Source organism: Bacteroidota bacterium (assembly GCA_016183775.1).
Classification (GTDB): domain Bacteria; phylum Bacteroidota; class Bacteroidia; order JABDFU01; family JABDFU01; genus JABDFU01.
In genome coordinates this window covers 1-18,753 of record JACPDY010000046.1, presented here as the reverse complement: position 1 = coordinate 18,753, position 18,753 = coordinate 1, and the positions used below count along the sequence as shown (strand labels likewise).

Here is an 18,753-nt window from a genome sequence, read left to right as displayed (position 1 = left end):
TCACAGCGCCACATTTCATTCATCTGGCTGCTCATCGGATAGCTACCGGTCTGTGTTCCGAGTGTATTTATTTTTAAAATGACAGGAGGCGATGCCGTGTTAAATGCTTCTATTATATAACTTGTACCCGATACTTCATCAACAGTAAAATCGGCATAATACCCGCGGCCAAAAGTAAGCGGGCAATTATATGTCCATACTAAGGTACCGGCATTATCAAATTTTGCAAGCTGAAACGGATTATAAGAACCATATATATATACATTCCCCGCCAGATCATAATTTATGTCATAAGCTCCATTAGTGGTAAATGTCGGGGTTGATACCCAGGGATCAATAATGGTTGTTAGTTGTCGGTTGGAAGTTGAATGGCGCTGACTTTCACTTAAGTTTAAGGAAAATGAAATTGTATTGTCTTTTAATTTATATGCTGAGCGGATAGTTTCACCGCCTGCGTAATAACTAACAGGCGCATGATCAATAAATTCACCGAATTCAGAAGTTATCGTAATATTACCTGCTTCATCATATTTCAGACTCCTGGCATTTTTGTATCGCATCTTTACAATAGAGGGGTCCGCTCCCGGATGTAAAATGAGATTGTACTTTATCCCGCCCTTCTCCGGCAGCAGGTACTCCACATCAATATTCGGGTACAGACCTTTGCATGTGATCTTTTTGTAAGCTTTTGCCTTTATTCCCGTTTTTACATAATCGCGTAATGATGAATAGGTATAATAAAATTTCTGCTCCTGTTCCGTGGCGAAAACAGCTGACGAACTGGCTCCTACCCACTCCATCTCTAATAAATTTATTGTCGGACCCTTTTGCCCGCTACTTTCTTCTGATTCACCATAATGCTCCATCGCTTCCCGCTCGGCCTCATTCTCCTTTTCATTGCCTTCGTACTCATCATGCCTGTATACTATGCCATGAGCAGATATATAAATATCTAACCCATTAACACGCGTACCATATCCAGCAAGGGGAATACTCCTATTGCCTGAATTAAACTGGCCGATATTTTCAATAAAAACCTTTTGTTCAAACGGACGGCTTGTCCAATCCGGAGCATGATTATTACCGGCATGTAAGGAAACTGCCAGTATGAGCAAACAAAGAGTAAAAAATGCAGCGTAACTATTTTTCATTCCCGGAATTAAGAAACTGTGTAAAATTTATCTATTTGAAATGTCTTATGTCGCCCCTACAGGGCTTTAAAAATTATTTGTTATTTTTTTACTACCAAGATTCCATCCCTACGGGATTTTAATAGCTCCGTTAGGAGCGAAATCTTGGTAGAAAATTAAAGCCCAATGATTCGAAGCCCCATCGGGGCGACATAACATTTATTTTATATGAAATTTAAACAGTCTCTAAATCTCTTTTTTAACGAATTTTTTTGCTGAATGTTTCGCTTTCCTGCTATTCATATGCAAGGACAGCTTTTTTTGGATACCCGGCCAAAAGCCAGTTGAGCCTGAATCCGGTTGGATTACCCGTTGTTACAGGATTGCCAAGATTATCAACTCCATAAGTAATTGTAATGGGCGAAGGTATACCATGTATGATCTTTGTTCCGCTCAGAGGTTTTAATAAAAAACCGGATCCTGAAATAATATATTCAACCGAAGATGTTGCTTCAGTATAAAATGGAGATTCGGAACGGGCCGTTCCCCATGACACTACATTATTTATTCCGTTCAATGTAGTATCACCCTTAATGGAAACAACAACACTGGTGTCTTTCAGGCTGAAGGTCCTTGTCCGGTTAAAATTCCATGGCCATGTCTGGATCTTGGCTACATGATCATCATGCGTAAAATTAAGTTGCGCCCTCACTTTGTCGGTCAGAATATTTCCCGGAACGAGTGTCGAGTCTGCAATATTACCCAACGTACCACCACTTGTGTTTGTAATTGTACATGTGCCATTCAGCCAGATTGATTTATTCGCTTTTAAAAGGTAAACCACTTCATACTGATCAAACGTAAGCACTATTGTTGTTCCTTTGGTTTTCCAGGGCACCACTTTGCCGCTATCCATTTCAAATTGTACGTAAACAATTCCGTGGCGCCCTTTGGTTTTCTCCAGGTTCTGTCCGTAGTATGTGATCTTTACAATGCCAGATGCAAGCTGATTGGTATCGATACCGCCTCCGACAATTGTAGTATATAAAATATTTCCGGCCATTTTTCCATTTGTGGTAGGTGTAATGGAAGACGCTTTAATAACCTCATTAAGCACTTGTTCAAATACATTACTGATCTCCACTTCATCAGCTCCTACAACCGTTTGCAATGCGGAATCATCATGAATGTTTGTCAATGTATGGGTCGACTCCTTCCTGCAACTTACTAAACTTAAGAAGGCAAACAGTATAAGTCCGGCATACAGCGATATGGTATTGTTTTCTCTCATTCTACTGAAGTTGACTGTATAATAAATTTCTCTTTACCTATCAACGCTCCTTCGCTATATAAACTTAAAAAATAAAATCCATTGGCCCTGTCAGACAGATCGACAGCGGTATTTGTGCTGCCGGGTTTTCCTGCATATACCACATTCCCCAGCACATCAAAAATTCTGGCTTCACAACTTGCCGCCAATTGTTTATCATCGATTTGAATGGTAAAATTTCCAGTACCGGGGTTGGGATAAATACCAAAGTTATCGGATCGAACCGCATCGGCAATATCTGTGCAAATATTCACCACCACCACAAATGGCCTTGTGTTTGTCAGGGCAGGAAAATTTTTATCTGCTGCTTTAATATTCAGCACATGAACCCCTGCATCGCCGGCCGTGGGAGTTATTTTAACTTTTATTGTTCCAATGCTGTTTGTCGCGGTAGTTGTATCAATAACAGAAAACCCTGTGAAGCCCGGCGAAGCTGCTGAAAGCACACCTCTTTGACCCTGCTGGGAATACAAAAACGAAGTGCTTAAAGTTACAGAGCTACCTACGCAAAGTGTAATCGTATCGCATGTTTGCCCGTCTTTTATCATTACAGGCGGTATACGATTAGCTGTTACACATGTATTAAAAATAAGTGATTTCTTATCCAGCCACGAAACTCCATTATAGCAGTGCCGCCAAATCCGCCAAATCCGCCTGATGCATCAGAAGTAGCCCATCCCATTTCCTTATAGCAAAACGAAACATTAGTTCCAGCCGGCAATATCGGATCGTTACCATCGGTAATGATCAACTGGTATGAATCCCATACATCGCAATCAAATGATTCATATGGTACGTCATCCCATTTCACGATCATATGAGTGGGAGTGATTTTATAATACACCAATGCATTGCGGCCAAAATGGTTTGGAGGTATCCTTGTATCAACGTTTGAATAAAATGGGGCGAGCATAGCTGTATCTTTTCCAGGAGGATTGCCTGTTCCCGGCACATAATTAAAGATCGGCTTAACAACCGTTAAATTACCATTGTTACTTATAAAAACCGTATCATAATTCCGACCATAAAAACAAAATTCAAAAGGAAGTTTTATTGGCTTCGTAACACCATCGTCATTCCTGTAGTCGGGAGCCACACCCTGATCTTTCAAGGCGTAACCTTCAGTTAATTCAGCGATACTGTAAGTGCTGTCCAAAGGAATATAACACTCGCACGTGCCCTGTGAATACAGGCCTGTGGCAAATAAAATAAATCCTATTAATGCAGGAAGATAAATTCCTGAAGAGAAAGATTTATCAAAAATTTGCCAAAAAAGGAATTTGTATTTTTTTACCATCGAATCAAATATCCAATTGGATCCTTACAACAACCCTTTAAGTTAGTGAAAAAAAGCGGAAAATCCTACATTTTCTGATAAAATAAGGACTTCGTCCTAAAATTTTGCACCTATTCCAAGATAGAAACTACGTGATATTGCCGGAATAATACCCGGCCCGGGATATTCATCGGTTCTTAAAGTGAAATATTTAGCATCCAATAGATTGCTTATTCCAAACCTAACATTGTAATTCTTTATCCTTATCCTCGCGGACCAATCAAGAACCTGGTAAGCAGGGATCAAACCAACAATAGAATTGGCGCTCAGTACAGTATTATTTGCATCCGCATATGAATCACTTAAATAGCTCATTAAAAAAGTGGTTGAAAAGGATTTGATCGAATAATTTATTCCGAAACGATCAATATGCCTGGGGGCCATCTCTTCCCAGTTTCCTTTGTATGGACCCTCAACATACCTTGCATCGATATAAGAATAAGAATTAAAAAAGCTGATATTCCCAATCCTTGATCTGAATGGATTCAGTTCAATATATGTTTCAATTCCCTGATGCACACTGTTCGCAATATTTGTCCGATAGGAATACGGATTCCCATATATATCTGTGCGTTTCTCAATTCCAATCTCATCATTAAACACCATATAGAAGAATCCAATGTCAAAATCGAGAAACTCCTTCACCTTGCCTCTCCAGCCTATGTCAGCATTATAGCCGGAAACATCTTTCAGATCCGGATCAATTTCTGAAGCAACGCCGAGCGGCTTTAAGTTGGAATACGTTACAGGTTCGTAGGATTCCGAGATATTCGCATAAATATCGGTAGTACCGCTTGTTTTCAGTTGAACCCCAATGCCGGCGAGCGGAAGTTTCCAGTACTGAACAAGATCCGAATTTACAATTGTCCCTGTGCCACCATCGGTAACATAACCCTTCGAGGTTGTTTTGATGTATTCGAACCGAAACCCGGGCGTAACAGATAAACGCTTCCCAATATGAAAAGTATGCTCAATAAACGGCGCACAATTTATCGTAGTAAAATCAAGTATCTCTCTCCAGGTCCCGTTGTAAAGATTCACATCAAAGTCAATCCCCTTTGAACCCGGCCCACCTCCATATCTCATCATTTCCCCATAGAAAAACCGCACTCCCGCGGCAACCGTTTGACCAACCCCTTTAATACTGTAATGAGTAAGTACACGTAATTCATTTGTTGAATTTGAAAAAACTCTTTTCTGCACCTCACGCGGCGTGTAGTCATTATATACAGGACTTATCGTATCCGGGAACTGCGGGCCGCCCTCCCTTTTCCACACCAGTTCACGGGAGCTGATACCTAAGGCAGACTTAAATGTGAACAGCGTCCGTTCGGAAACTTTATATTCTGCGGTAAGGGTCAGAATATTCCATGGACTGTTTATCCAGTTCCGATGCCTGTATGATTGTTGGGGATCCTGTTCAAATTGTGCATCCGATAACCCACCGGCCATATGTATCTTATTCCTTAATAGTGTATACTCTAAGCCCATCTTAAACTTTTCGGTGGGACGATATTCGACTTTGGCAAATCCTGTTATTTGCCTGAAGTCCGAGTTCTCTCTCCAGCCCTCAGCCGACTTTAATTGAACAAAAGTGTAATAACTTATTTTTTTATATGTCCCGCCGATCGCATTGAATGAATTGGTGAAATCAAAACTACCTATAGTTTGCTGTGTAGTACATTCAAGCGTTTTATCTTTCGGAGCATCTTTAATAATAAAATTGATCACCCCGCCAAACTGAGGTCCGAATTGTAATGAGGATGCACCTCTGATCACTTCAACACGCTCTACTGTTTCCAAGGGTGGCAAATAATAGGACTCCGGGTAACCATACAGATCTGCCGCAATGTTATATCCGTTCTGGCGGGTTTGAACTTCCTGTGATTGGGTTGGCCTCAACCCCCTGAAAGCAATACCATTTGCCGGAAAACCACCCCCTTCCGTTTCCGAATAATTAGCTCCGGGAATACGCCCCAGCACTTCGCGGGGATTATTCTGAGCCGTGTTGGCGTCGAGTTTATCAAGAACAATGACCTCTGTTTTTTTGCCGGAATAACTTACACCATCGTGAACTTCATTCAGGTGGCCCATACCGTTGGTGCTTACAGTTCCGAAAACCACAACTTCTTTCAGCTGACCAACCTTCTGGCTCAAGCGGAGGTTTAACTCCTGCGTTTGGTTTTCGATGATTGTAACATTACTTAACACCGGCTTGAATCCAACAAGAGTTACAATAACGGAGTAACTACCTGGCCGAACATCATCAAACCGGAAGTTACCGCCGGCATCTGTTGAGGTAACATATTTTGTATCCTGCAATAAAACGCTGGCCTGCTCAACGGGGCTTCCTATACTGTCTCTCACTGTTCCTTTTAATTTTCCTGATTGCGCAATGACAACACCTGTATAGAACACAATGAGGCAAATAAGAAAATATTGATTGACTATTTTAAGCTGCGGGGTCAATTCTGCTGATTTTATTTTACCAAAAACAAACGGGCGATATCCTTTATAGAAATATTTCTACTATGAACCAAAGTTATACAAAATTGGCAGGAAAGTAAACTGCCGGAAAATCTCAAAATTTTACCTGCAGGGTAATGAAATAATTTATCCCGTCAGAGGGAATGATACCAGGCCCGGGATACCCATCGGCACGCCGGGTAAAATAAATACTATTTGTAATGTTACTTATACCCGCGGCAATAGCAAATATTTTGTAGGAGTAATCAACTGCAATATCCATTACGTAATAAGCGGGAACAAAACCATATATAGCGTTATTCGTATATACCGAATTTGTCGCATCGGTAAATTGCTCGCTCACGTAGGAGAACTGCAGGGTTGAAGCAAATTTTTTCTTTTTAAATGTAATGCCCGACCGGAGTATATAATTAGGAACCATTTCTACCTTTTTATTATCGATAGCTGTCTCCTTGCTATTAATATATTTTGCATCGATCATTGAAAAATTTGAGAATACAGAAAGCTTGGCTGAGGCACTCCTCTTTATCAGTTTAAGTATATCAAGCTCTGCAAACGATTCAACACCTATGTTTCTTGAATCGGCAATATTGGTTCTGAAACGATAGGTATTGAATGTAACGGGATCGTTCTTCAATACTGATCCGATCCGATCGTTATAATGAATTATAAAAGCCGACAGATCATAATTGAATAGTTCAGAAACAGAGCCTCGTATCCCGGCATCCGCTGTATAACCGCTCTCATCTTTCAACTGTTGATCGACTTTAACATTCGGATTGGCAATACGCATTTCACTGTATGTTATACTCCTGTAATTCTGCGAAATATTGGTATAGCATTCCAGTTTATCATTTGGCTTGTAACTTGTACCCAGTCCTGCCAAAAGAAACGAACGACTGTTGAGCTGATTCTCATTTATTTTTTCTTTGTAAATAATATTTCCGGCCAGGTCCCTGTTGATCAGGTTATAATATCCGTTTGCTTCCATTGCAATATTTTCATAACGAACCCCTGGGGTCACGTTCCATTTAGCACTGAGCTGAAAAATGTTTTCAGCGAAAACAGCGATGTTCTGGCCCGGAAAACTGTATTCGGAATATTCACTTTTATCAATATTTATAAAAGTGAAATCTGATCGGTATCCTGTAGACCTGTCGTTGGCTATTCCCTGCGTACGCTCAGTGAGTCCTTTGTAATAACGCGCGCCTACAAGTAAAACGGAAGGGTTGTTTCTTGTAGCGTAGTGGTACATCATACGCAATTCATCTCCCCAGTTCTTGTACATGTCATCCAATAACTGGCGATCACCTAAAAAATCGATCTTATTCGGCGGGTCCAGCATACCCAAAGCGGAGCGACCTGCAAACAAACCAAACAAACGATTATTGAATTTGAACCTGTCTGACAAATTGTAATTCGCAACTACTGCTCCAAGGTTCCAGTTCACCTTGAACCAGTTTCTGCTGCGGATGGATTTCCTGGGATCATCCTTAAACTGAGTATCGGTCAATCCACCGGGCTGCTGGGCTATGTAATTCATGAAAGTGTATTCGGCGGAAATATTAAATTTTTCCGACAAGCGATAGTCGACCCTGCCATATGCATTATCCACATTGAATAACGAATTTTCACGCCAACCCTTACCCTGCTTGTGCTGGTAAAACATATAATAGCTGATCTTGTTTTTTGTGCCGCCAATACTGTTAAACGTATTGAAAAAACCAAAAGAGCCGAAAGTCTGACGTGATTCCACTTCAATTGGCTTTTGCGGATTACCCTTTTTCAATTTAAAATTAACCACTCCTCCGAATTGTGTTCCATATTGCAATGATGCCGCTCCCCGTACAATTTCTATCCTGTCGATCCCTTCTGCGGAAGGAGTATAATAGCTTTCGGGGTAACCCAAGGCATCAGCGCTCATGTCATAACCATTCTGGCGCGTATTAAAATTTGCCACCCTGTTCGGATTCAGGCCCCGGCCTCCAATGCCAAGCTGTATGCCTGCTCCATCACTTTCCCAAATATTTAATCCGGATATTTTTGAAAAGATCTGGCGACTGGCATTCGCGGCTTTATTACCCACGACATCATTCAGATCTATTACTTCATTTTTTTTACCCGCATATATTCCTCCATCATCAACCGACTTAAGATGTTTTACCCCAATAGATTTGTCATTATCGGAAGAAATGACCACATCACTCAACATTGTAAACGAATTTTCAAGGGCAAAATCAATTTTGAAGGTTTCATTCGCAACAATACGAATTTCCTTTCGCATTATTTTGCACCCTACACATGTCACGGCCAATTGATAGGTTCCGATGGGAATATCTGAGATTTTAAATTTCCCGTTCTCATCAGCAATCGTCTGAAGTAAGGTACCTTCAACGATCAGACTGGCAGCAGCCAAAGGCTTACCCTTGGATCTGACAATTCCCTCAACACTCCCTGTCTGAGAAAAAGCAAACGGGACAAAAAAGAAGACGAGAAGTGTTATAATACCGGACATGTACCTTGTTCCGAACATAATTCCGTTTTATTTTTTTGATAACTGATTTTCCGCGAAAGGAAGTATCCATTTTTTAGGAAGAAAGTTTTCCTTTTCCTTTGTCAGGTCAACTGTTTTGTCAATATATAAGCGACTACCACTTCCATTAAGCGTTACGTAACTTTCCACCCTTACCTCAGGATCTTTAATTCCTTTTTTTTTATACTCGCTTTCTATAAAGTGTGCGAACTGGAGTATCATATCCGGCTGGGTTGACATCATTTTTTCCTGCTGCCTGGTAAGATAATCTGAACTCATAACTTCGCACTGCCTGCCTGTTTCCGGATCCCGCACATAAAAAAATGCTGTGCCGGCCTTTTCCATCAGCATTACCCTCCATGAAAAACGATAGCCCTGCTCAGTCCAGAATAACTTACCGGGGTAAAGCAAATACCTGAAAGGCGAAGCCAGCTGAACAACGAAAAACAAGATTAAAAACGGAATGATAATTTTATTAAACCAATGGCTTGAAAAAAAATTCTGAACCTGATCCTGAAAAATCGTCTTATTCCTGCCCAGGTTTCGGATCTTATCAATAAGTGAAATGTGAAATGACTCAGGGAAAAACACGAGAGTAGCAAGAATCATTATGTAAGGGAACATGCCGATAGGAAACAATGCTGCGGTCATTACATGAAAGATCACAACAAAAAGGTAGGCCACTTTTCTTGTCCTGTTCATTAGTAAAAAAAAGGGAATTGTGAGATCATAGAAAGCGCCAAACCAGCTAAAAAGATAAGCTACCCATTCATAATCAAAATAGGCACCAATGATCGGAAAATCAGAATTAGCGGCCAACCATGTTTTTAGCGGCATTGCCCTGAAAAGCCAATCATAATTAAGTTTTGCAAGGCCGGCATAAAAATAAACCACTCCCAGTTGAACCCTGAATAAGCCGATCATCCAGCGGGGAATATGCGTTACCCTGAGGGATGGGTTTCTCACCACATCAAGCGAAAAGAACCGGTCAGCGGGGACAAGTATGAGCAAAAAACTCACAAGGCTGATAAAGTAATAATGATTAAGGTAATTTACCTTATCAATAAGTTCAACATAAGTAAACAAAATAAAAAATGCAATGGCAGCCAAACGATAAAAAAGTCCGAGCATGATGAATAAAGCAGCCAAACCCATGACAATAAAAACGGTATACATCCCGGCTTCACCAAGGGGTTTTACCCATTCAAAACCATAGTAGGAAAAATAATATTTGGGCATTACATATAACTCGTAAACCCAGCCCCGTGCTATGAAGCGGATAACACCGCCCAACATCATCATCCCGAAAATGACCCTGAACATTGCCAGCGGAGCAATGTGAACCTGGTCAGTTAAGTATCTTTTTATCTTTCCCATCAACACCAATTTCAATCGCCATCATTGTCCTGGTAAGTGATTAAAACACCCATTGCGGAGGTCATGTCTGTTTTTAAAAGCACCACCAATTGCTGAAGTTCGAGATAGGCCTGATCAACAACTGTGGGATTAGATATAATTGATTGTGATAAGGTTTCGGGGACGGCGGCAAGTTTTGCTTTCGCAGCAGTAAATTTATTTTTTATCACATCATTCAATGGGCCGGAAGGATGCTGCGCTTTCAAATGAATGATATAATCATCTAATCCAAGTCCATCAACATTCGAAATGCTACGACCCAAATAAATATTCTCAATGCTTTTTAAATGTTCCATTGCCAGGGTTAACGACTTAGTACTGTAAAATGCCTGCACTTTATCGGGCAAAGGTGTTCCCAATGATTTCTTGCCAAGGGGGATGCCGATCTCGGGATTTTTTAATAGTTCAAGGTCATAATTAAGCTGATTCACCAGCATGCCGATGGGACTGCCTACACTGCTTCCTGTGCTGCTTTTAAAGGTGGAAATATAATTCCCTCCGGATAAGCTCCATGCTGTATTTACAATATCGGTTTTCGATTTTAGTTCATTAACCAAAGCGGTCAGATACGTTTTTGTGTTCGCCGCATTGGCATCAGTAGTAAATTTAGCTAACACCGCATTATTGTTTTGAGTGCTTCCATACAACAAAAAATCAATGGCCGGAAATCCCTTCGCATCAAGATCGGCAGCGGTGGAAAGATTATAATCTCCTGCCGCAATTTTACTGTTTATCTGCAATGTGTCGCAGGGAAAAATGTTGAAATTGGCACGTATCAATTCGCTTTCTGCCGGTCCGAATTCAAATGCGGAGACCCATTGAAAAGAGGAATAGGCCTTCAGAAACCATATCTGCAGATTCGACAGATCGGTCAATGAAGGGGCTGCTACAAACAAATTGGAAAAATATTGAAGGCTATCGACAGATACTTTTAAATCGGCGTAAGCAGGGATGATCACATTTTCGCCAATATTTGCAAGCATTCCCGCTTTGTCAAAAGGTGTTTCAGGAGTAGGGTCGTCCTTTTTCTTTTTGCATTGCACAAATACCAATGCAATAGATGCCAGGCAAAGAATATATGTGAATTTTCGTTTTATCATCAAAGTAAGTTAATAAAATACGGTCGATTCAAAGACCGACCGTATTTTAACACTGATTTATTTTTGTACAGTATTAAAGCAAACTTGCATCTAAACTAAAAAGAAATGCCATTTTATTTATAGCGTTGTCTAGGTTTGTTGTAGTAAATGTATGAAGATTAACAGATCCTCCGGTTTCAAAATAGCTTTGCAGCAGATCAATATCGGAATCTGAAACGGTTTTTGTTGAATTATATTTGAACGCACGGATAAAGCCCACTGCCTCAGACAAATTATGGTTAACTGTTGCAGGTTCAATACCGATCTTTGATTTTGCGCTTTTCACATACGTAATAAAACGTGCAGCCACAACTTTTTCCCATGTCTTTACAACAATATCGCGGGCGGCATTCCGTCCGGCATCGTCTTTATTACTTATTGCCGCACGGCCTTTTAACCATGCATTCATTATAGTGGCATTAACCGTAGTAGTACCTACTAAAGAAATGCTAACCGAATTGCAATAACTTCCCCAATTTTTCAGTCCTGTTACATTTGTTGGAAAATCAACCGGAACACCAAAATAACCAAACGCTTCATCCCAAGCCTTTTCCTGTGCTGTTCTCCCGGCCGTTACAGTAGTATTATCAAAGGTGCTAATGTTATTTAAAATGGTGGTGGCCTGGTAATAGAAAACCCCCGCCATAATTCCCTTTTCAACAAATTCCTTATACTCAACTCCTGCTGTATCCACCAAAATATATCTTGTTCCCGATATCATTTTACCGGACACACCATTTGAGGCCGTTGTTGTGGTAGGACTTACAGCCGCGTTTTGGCTGGCAGTAACCGCATCGGTAAAGTTCGCTTCTATTTCCGCTTGTAAACCAAACGCATTTCCTGTTTTATCTTTCAATTGTATCCCGCTGGTATTAAGAGTGCCATCAGTAAATAGACTATTCACATTTGCATACATGTCTTTTAACTTTTGAGCGTCCAATATCGGAGCAACCGTATTGGAATGTGTTGTTTTTATATATGTTGTGATCTCAGCCAGCATTGCAAGACGCTGTGTGGAGGTTGTAAAATCAACCGAAGCAAAGTTGTATGTAGTTGGCACAGTGTAAGTTGTAGTTGTTGGAGTGGGCGTTGGATCAGCCGTTTTCTCCTTTTTACAGGAAAACAAAAATATGCCGGTTAATGATAATAATAGAGCTGCTTTTTTAAAATTTGTTTTCATTTTTTTATTTTTATATGTGTTTAATTTAGAATGATTTTAAATAACAAGGCAAAAATAGACCGATAAATAGAATGCAACAATACCCTAATAAGGGTATTTTGAAAAGCGGGCTGCAAATTTCAATCCCCATCAGGATCCTGGTCTATGGTTAATCCCATAGCCGAAGGCATATCGGTTTTAAGTAAAACGTATGCTTTTTGAATTTCAATATAGGCATTATCTACAACAGCAGAATTTGTAAGAATGGTGCCTGACAATGGATCAGGAATAAGTTGTAATTTATTTCCAACTAAAGTAAACTGTGCTTTAATAGCGTCCGAAAGCGATCCGCTTGTATACAACGGGTGAGCATCAAAGTAGGTAAGATAATCGTCGAATCCCTTCCCATCGTTTCCCAATCCGTCTTTGCCTGAGAAAAGATCTTCAATGGCTTTATAATGTTTTAAGGCCAGATCAACGGATATTTTGCTGTAATACGCTTCAACTTTTTCCGGCAGAGGAGTTCCAAGCGTTTTTTTACCCAAAGGAATTCCGATCTGTCCGTTCCTCAGCACATCCCAGTCAAAAACGATCTGGTTGACTAATACTCCAATTGAGCTTCCAACACCAGAGCCGGTATTGGCTGTAAAAGTATTGATGTAATTGCCTCCCGCAGTCCAGGCAGTATACACAGCATTTACTTTACTTTTAATTTCATTCATTAAGGCTATGATGTAATTTTTTCTATTTGTTGCCTTCGGGTCTGTTGTGTAGCTGAGAAGAATAGCATTAAAACTTGTGGCGGTTCCGAAAAAAAGATAATCCAAAGCAGGAAAGCCTTTTGAATCCCTGCTGGCAATGGTTGTAAGGTCATATGTGCCTGACGTAATATTTGAGTTAATCTTCACGGTGTCTGTGGGAAACGTATTCAGGTTGGCACGCAGCATTTCCTGTTCAGCCGGGCCAAATTCAAAAACAGAACATAATTGCCAGGCATGGTACGCTTCTATAAATGAATTTTGAACATTAACAAGGCTTGCGCTATCGCTGCTGCCGCTAAATGCCGTAACTGCAGTTTCCAATGCGGTAATTTTTGTTTTCAGCGATAAATAATTTGGGATAATGATGTTGTTGCCTATATTTTCCAACATTGCCTTTCGATCAAATTGATCTTTCAATTGGTCATCCTTGTCTTCCTTTTTGCAGGAGATGATCGATGCAACAATCAATACTAAAAACAGGAAAAGTATGTTATTTTGCTTTTTCATTTCAGACACGGTCAAAAAGCACTTTTTAAGCAAACCCTAACCGGAGAACAATAAATTTAGCATATTTAACTTACAAACGCAATAGTATGAATTTGATCCGCGAATTGCGCAAAACCGCTGAAATCAGCCAAATACAATGTCTACAAACACTACTCGAAAAATAATTACTGTTTATCTAAAAATTCATTTCTCAATATCGTATATTCGTTATACTCCAGATATTAATTAAAATGAATAGCATTGTTAATTGCTGCATTTTGTTTTTAGCAAGCCTGAGTGTTTTGGGTCAATTTTCGTGCAATAACAATAACGATACCGCAGATCCAGCAAATGTTTCCGTTTCACCGGCTTGCGATACTATCCTGAACCCGGTTCAGGCGCTTGGCAAAAAATTATTTTTTGATATAAACCTTTCCAATCCACCCGGACAATCCTGCGCAAGCTGTCATTCATCAGGTAAAGCGTTTGTCGACCCCGGAACCCTGCCGGTATCTGCAGGTGCCATCAAAACATTGTTTGGAAACCGGAATGCTCCCACAGTTGCTTACGCGGCTTTCACGCCCCGCTTTCACTATGACTCAACGGAACAGGCTTATATCGGCGGATTATTTTGGGACGGAAGAGCAGCTACACTTTCCGAACAGGCTATGCAGCCACTGCTGAATCACCTGGAAATGAACAATACAAAACAAGCCGTTATTGAGCATATTAAAAGATCCGATTACAAAGATCTGTTTCTTTCGATCTACGGGAACAATTCACTTGATGACGTGAATAAGGCATTTGAATATACTGCGGATGCCATAGAAGAATACGAGGAAACCAAAGAAGTAAGTCCTTTCACCTCGAAGTTTGACTATTATTTAAAGGGAAAAGCAGTGCTCACTGAACAGGAAACACGGGGATTAAAACTGTTTGAAGATTCAACCAAAGGAAACTGCGCCGCATGTCATTCCTCAAAGCCTGCCAGGTACACCTACGCGATCTTATTTACCGATTTTACTTACGACAACATTGGTCTGCCTGCAAACCCTGAAGTAATAAAATTGTGCAAAGACAGCGGCATGTGCGACTTGGGCTTAGGTGCCATTTTAAAACAAAAATCCGAAAACGGAAAATTTAAAGTACCCACTTTGCGAAATATTGCGATCACCGCACCTTACTTTCACAACGGAGTTATAAAAACGCTCGAAGAAACTGTCAGGTTTTATAATGAACGGGATTCCGGAAAATTTGGACCACCGGAAGTTTCGGAAAATGTTAACAAGGATGAGCTGGGCGATCTTAAATTAACCGAACAGGAAATAAAAGACATTGTGGCTTTTATGAAAACGCTTACAGATGGATATAAACCATAGCGTGTAAATCCGAATTTTTTTTCCAAAACAAAACTTGTAGCTCCGATAGGTCGTCCCGCCTCCTTTCAATAATTACATGCGAAATTTAAGGTATATTTATACCACAGGCCTGGTGCTTTTTATAATGAATGTAAAAAAATAAATATGCTCATTTGGGAAAAACATAAAGCCAGGTGGACACTGCTGTATTTTGTACCCATCGTTTTATTTGCGGCGGCATTCTATTTGCATTTTATCGACCTGTCCGGGAAAGATTTTCTGATACCGGCATTGTGGGGTTTATGGATGCCCTGGTTTAACGGGCAGAGCACCTTCTTTAAAAATAATGTCAAATTTATTTTCCGGAGCTTTAATGAAAAACCCTATGTGCCGCTGGGTATTTCCATACTTCACGGAACTATTTGGAGTATTGCCATTCATCTTTTTGATCATCCGTTGCTGCGAATCATTTTCTTTACCGGATCATTTTTTATTTACGATTATTTCCTGCTCAAACATAAACTGTTGCAGATATTCAGCTTGCCTTTCAATATCCTTCAGGACGGAATAATTACCAAACTGCTTGCTTTCGGCATTCTCTGGTGGGGCTATTTATCAATTGGCCTTACTGTCATCAATATTTTTGTTGCCGACACGCCATCAAATATTTTGTTGTTCACATTTCTGCTAATTGCTCCTATGCAATTATTTATATTGCTCTTTCAGTACAGAAAGCCCATTACACTGAACATTAAAAAGGTGGCAGTTATAGGAGCCGGGTGGAACGGAATATATGCGGGCAAGTGGTTAAAAGAGTCGGGGATAGAAGTGAAATTATTTGAACAGACTCCGGCCCCCGGCGGAATATGGAAATTTGACAGCAACAGGAAGGTAGGAGTTGCTGAACGGGCCTATGCGTCTTCCTCTAAAAATTACCTGCACGCTTCTGATCATCCTATACCTAAGGAATCCGTTTACTTTCCTCATCGCCGGTATATATTGGATTTTATCGGGACGTATATTGACAAATATAAATTGTCGGAAAACATTCATTACAATACTGTTATTGAAAAAGCTTTTAAAAAAGGAGATAAATGGGTTGTGACAGGCCGTAAAGATGGTTTAGAGTTCAGTGAAGAATTCGACGCGATCGTTGGAGCCGCGGGCGCAAATCAAAAAGCGAAACCTATTGGTTTTGCAAGCAAGTATGAACATTTCACCGGAAAAGTAATTCACAGTTCGGAATATAAAAATTCAGGCATACTTGCCAATTACGGATCTGTAGCGGTTGTCGGGCTTGGTGAAAGCGGTGCGGACATCGCGCACGAGTGTGCTGAGGTTATCGGCAAAAAAGTGTATTGGGGCGGCAGCGATTCGCAATGGTTCGCGGGAAAACTGATCGGCGGGAACTCGGCCGCTGACGAATTTATGGTACCGGGGATAAGGGCCATCATGTCAAACTTCTTAATGTTTGAAGATCTTGGAAGAGCTTATGTGGGTAAAATAATCGGGTTTGTTTGGGGAATTGGCGGAAGCGGTGTTAAAGAGTGGGCGCCTAAACATACGTGGATGACCGACTTTGTAACAAAGTCGATGAATGGAATTATTGACGTACATGATGGAAAAATAACCCCTTTCGGCAGAATTAAAAAAATAGAAGGAGATTCAATTTATTCGGAGGAAGGAAAAAAAATATGCGTCGACCTTATTATTGACTGTTCAGGCTATATACCAAACTATTCGTTCCTCGAAAAGGGTTTTGACATCTGGAAAACATACGATATGGTCTTCGACCATAATGATCCTACACTTGCTTTTGTTGGTACAGCGCGGCCTATTTTAGGTTCCATCCCGGGAATGGGTGAGCTTCAGGCCAGGTGGCTGGCATCGGTTTACAGCGGACGAATTTCGCTTCCGAGTAAAGAACAACAGATCATTGAAACTTTTTACAATAAAGAAATTCATGCCCGGAGGTTTCCCGGCTCCGCGAAACGTCCAACCCTGGTTGACCATGAATTTTATGCCACTAAACTTGCGGCAAAAATGCGCATAGCAGTTCCGTGGCTTTACCTTTTCTTTTTCCGGCCTTCTTTATTCAGATTATTATTGAATGCGCCATGGATGCCTTTTAAATACAATCTCAAAGAGGAACATTCGAGGGAAGAAGCAATAAAAAACATTCAGTTAAATATGCCGTCGAAAACTGTTCCTTTTTATCAATTCATAAGTACGTTCAAACTTCATGGTGTGTATATGGGCATGATCGCTGCTGCGTTGGCATTGGGCATAGTACTTTATATTCCTTATTATATTATAGCAGTTGTCTTCGGCGTTTGGCTGCTGAAAAACATATTGGATCATTATATTGATAAGTATTTATTATTCCCTGTAAACGGAGTGTTAACGGCATCCCGTACAGCCTGGCTGGAAAGATCATTACCCATCATGCGCGGCGGCTTTATTCTATATACATCCCTTCTTGCTTTAGGAACAGGGCTCACAATTTACCTTCTCTATCATGGTTATGGCGGATACAGGGAATTAATGCTTTTGCTGGCAGGTTACCTGATCTCCACTATCGGGATCGAAATTGGCATACACAGGTATTTCACACATCAAACCTTTAAAGCGAACAAACTATTACAGGCCATCCTCGCGCTTTTCGCGGCCATATCCGGAGCCGGACCAATACTATATTGGGCTTCTATACATAAATCACATCACAAATATGCCGATCACGAGAACGATCCTCACTCACCTGTTTTCGAAAGCGCGAAAAACAAAAATGCGCTCATGAAATTTTTACATGCCCATTTCCTCTGGATATATTCAACGAGGGAATCAACAAAAAATTCGGGCTGGATAAATAATGTTAAACGTTTAGCGGAAAACCGTATAGTTGTATTTTTTGATTCCACCTACCTCATCTGGCTCGCAGGTGGAATTATTCTTCCCGGATTGATAAACGGCCTTATCACGAAAACATGGATGGGTGTATTATTAGGCGTGCTGTGGGGCGGATTATTCCGGCTGTTTATTGTTGCTAATTTTTCATGGATAATTAATTCTGTATGCCACGTTATAGGAAGCCGGCCGTTCAAAGATCAAACCAATAACAGCCGCAACAATGTCCTACTGGCTATTCCTACATTGGGCGAAAGCTATCACAACAACCATCATGCCTTCCCTACATCTGCGAACCTCGGATTCAAATGGTGGCAATTCGATCCCGGCTTCTGGATCATTAAGTTTTTTAAATTATTGGGCTGGGTATCGGAAATAAATAAACCATCTCAGGAAGATATCAGGATAAGGATGAAGTAATACCGCAGACCATTTCATATAGCGGATGGTACCGGTATCTATTTGCTGCATTTATTTGTTGACAATAAACTTATCGTTCAACACTTTGCTTCCACTGTGTATTTCAATAAAATACATTCCATTAATGAAATCAGTTGTTTCTATTATTATATCGGGATTTCCTGTAATCTCTTCGGTCAATAAATCGCAATAAAATTTTCTGTTTCAAAACGCTCCGATTGTTAATAACCGGAGCTTTTTTGTTGATACTGGTTATATTTTTGCTTTTCAGGCAATAGTGTTTTAATGCAGCGT

The 18,753-nt window shown here is 40.5% G+C and carries 12 protein-coding genes (1 of these 12 only partly in view); 2 read left to right on the top strand and 10 right to left on the bottom strand.

Features of this window, described 5'->3' with window-relative positions:
* The 10 genes from HYU69_06005 to HYU69_05960 form a co-directional block, all read right to left on the bottom strand.
* Positions 1–1,151 carry the 5' portion of a hypothetical protein gene (locus HYU69_06005; GenBank protein ID MBI2269898.1) on the bottom strand. 100 nt of this gene lie to the left of the window's left edge, so the window shows 1,151 of its 1,251 coding nt (coding positions 1–1,151); its start codon is at positions 1,149–1,151; the stop codon falls past the left edge of the window.
* 274 nt (positions 1,152–1,425) lie between these two features.
* A complete protein-coding gene (locus HYU69_06000) occupies positions 1,426–2,421 on the bottom strand; it encodes a hypothetical protein (GenBank protein MBI2269897.1) in 996 nt (331 codons plus the stop codon).
* Positions 2,418–3,008 (bottom strand): T9SS type A sorting domain-containing protein, encoded by a 591-nt coding sequence (locus HYU69_05995; protein ID MBI2269896.1) that lies wholly within the window; start codon positions 3,006–3,008, stop codon positions 2,418–2,420. Before HYU69_05995 ends, HYU69_06000 begins: the two co-directional genes overlap by 4 nt.
* A 23-nt stretch (positions 3,009–3,031) precedes the next feature.
* Positions 3,032–3,757: a hypothetical protein gene (locus HYU69_05990; protein ID MBI2269895.1), complete on the bottom strand. Its 726-nt coding sequence runs from the start codon at positions 3,755–3,757 to the stop codon at positions 3,032–3,034.
* A 96-nt stretch (positions 3,758–3,853) separates the two neighbouring features.
* The gene (locus HYU69_05985; protein MBI2269894.1) at positions 3,854–6,265 is read right to left on the bottom strand and encodes a carboxypeptidase regulatory-like domain-containing protein; all 2,412 of its coding nucleotides are present in this window, start codon (positions 6,263–6,265) and stop codon (positions 3,854–3,856) included.
* A 112-nt stretch (positions 6,266–6,377) separates the two neighbouring features.
* Complete coding sequence (locus HYU69_05980) at positions 6,378–8,816, bottom strand: TonB-dependent receptor (GenBank protein MBI2269893.1); 2,439 nt, start codon at positions 8,814–8,816, stop codon at positions 6,378–6,380.
* Between the two features lie 9 nt (positions 8,817–8,825).
* Complete coding sequence (locus HYU69_05975) at positions 8,826–10,193, bottom strand: HTTM domain-containing protein (protein ID MBI2269892.1); 1,368 nt, start codon at positions 10,191–10,193, stop codon at positions 8,826–8,828.
* 11 nt (positions 10,194–10,204) lie between these two features.
* Positions 10,205–11,332, bottom strand: a complete 1,128-nt coding sequence (locus tag HYU69_05970) for an imelysin family protein (GenBank protein MBI2269891.1) — start codon at positions 11,330–11,332, stop codon at positions 10,205–10,207.
* Positions 11,333–11,405: 73 nt separating this feature from the next.
* The gene (locus tag HYU69_05965) at positions 11,406–12,551 is read right to left on the bottom strand and encodes a DUF4856 domain-containing protein (protein MBI2269890.1); all 1,146 of its coding nucleotides are present in this window, start codon (positions 12,549–12,551) and stop codon (positions 11,406–11,408) included.
* 119 nt (positions 12,552–12,670) lie between these two features.
* Complete coding sequence (locus HYU69_05960; GenBank protein ID MBI2269889.1) at positions 12,671–13,798, bottom strand: imelysin family protein; 1,128 nt, start codon at positions 13,796–13,798, stop codon at positions 12,671–12,673.
* A 230-nt stretch (positions 13,799–14,028) separates the two neighbouring features.
* Between HYU69_05960 and HYU69_05955 the strand changes: the two genes are divergently transcribed.
* Together HYU69_05955 and HYU69_05950 are read left to right on the top strand one after the other, a co-directional pair.
* Positions 14,029–15,156: a cytochrome-c peroxidase gene (locus tag HYU69_05955; GenBank protein ID MBI2269888.1), complete on the top strand. Its 1,128-nt coding sequence runs from the start codon at positions 14,029–14,031 to the stop codon at positions 15,154–15,156.
* 144 nt (positions 15,157–15,300) lie between these two features.
* Positions 15,301–18,459: a fatty acid desaturase gene (locus tag HYU69_05950; GenBank protein ID MBI2269887.1), complete on the top strand. Its 3,159-nt coding sequence runs from the start codon at positions 15,301–15,303 to the stop codon at positions 18,457–18,459.
* The last annotated feature ends 294 nt before the right edge of the window (positions 18,460–18,753 follow it).

What these genes read in the sequence shown, in the direction of transcription:
- HYU69_06000 (MBI2269897.1), bottom strand. Translation starts at nt 2,421, where the DNA reads ATGAGAGAAAACAATACCATATCGCTGTATGCCGGACTTATACTGTTT.
- HYU69_05995 (MBI2269896.1), bottom strand. Translation starts at nt 3,008, where the DNA reads ATGATAAAAGACGGGCAAACATGCGATACGATTACACTTTGCGTAGGT.
- HYU69_05990 (MBI2269895.1), bottom strand. Translation starts at nt 3,757, where the DNA reads ATGGTAAAAAAATACAAATTCCTTTTTTGGCAAATTTTTGATAAATCT.
- HYU69_05980 (MBI2269893.1), bottom strand. Translation starts at nt 8,816, where the DNA reads ATGTTCGGAACAAGGTACATGTCCGGTATTATAACACTTCTCGTCTTC.
- HYU69_05975 (MBI2269892.1), bottom strand. Translation starts at nt 10,193, where the DNA reads ATGGGAAAGATAAAAAGATACTTAACTGACCAGGTTCACATTGCTCCG.
- HYU69_05970 (MBI2269891.1), bottom strand. Translation starts at nt 11,332, where the DNA reads ATGATAAAACGAAAATTCACATATATTCTTTGCCTGGCATCTATTGCA.
- HYU69_05965 (MBI2269890.1), bottom strand. Translation starts at nt 12,551, where the DNA reads ATGAAAACAAATTTTAAAAAAGCAGCTCTATTATTATCATTAACCGGC.
- HYU69_05960 (MBI2269889.1), bottom strand. Translation starts at nt 13,798, where the DNA reads ATGAAAAAGCAAAATAACATACTTTTCCTGTTTTTAGTATTGATTGTT.
- HYU69_05955 (MBI2269888.1), top strand. Translation starts at nt 14,029, where the DNA reads ATGAATAGCATTGTTAATTGCTGCATTTTGTTTTTAGCAAGCCTGAGT.
- HYU69_05950 (MBI2269887.1), top strand. Translation starts at nt 15,301, where the DNA reads ATGCTCATTTGGGAAAAACATAAAGCCAGGTGGACACTGCTGTATTTT.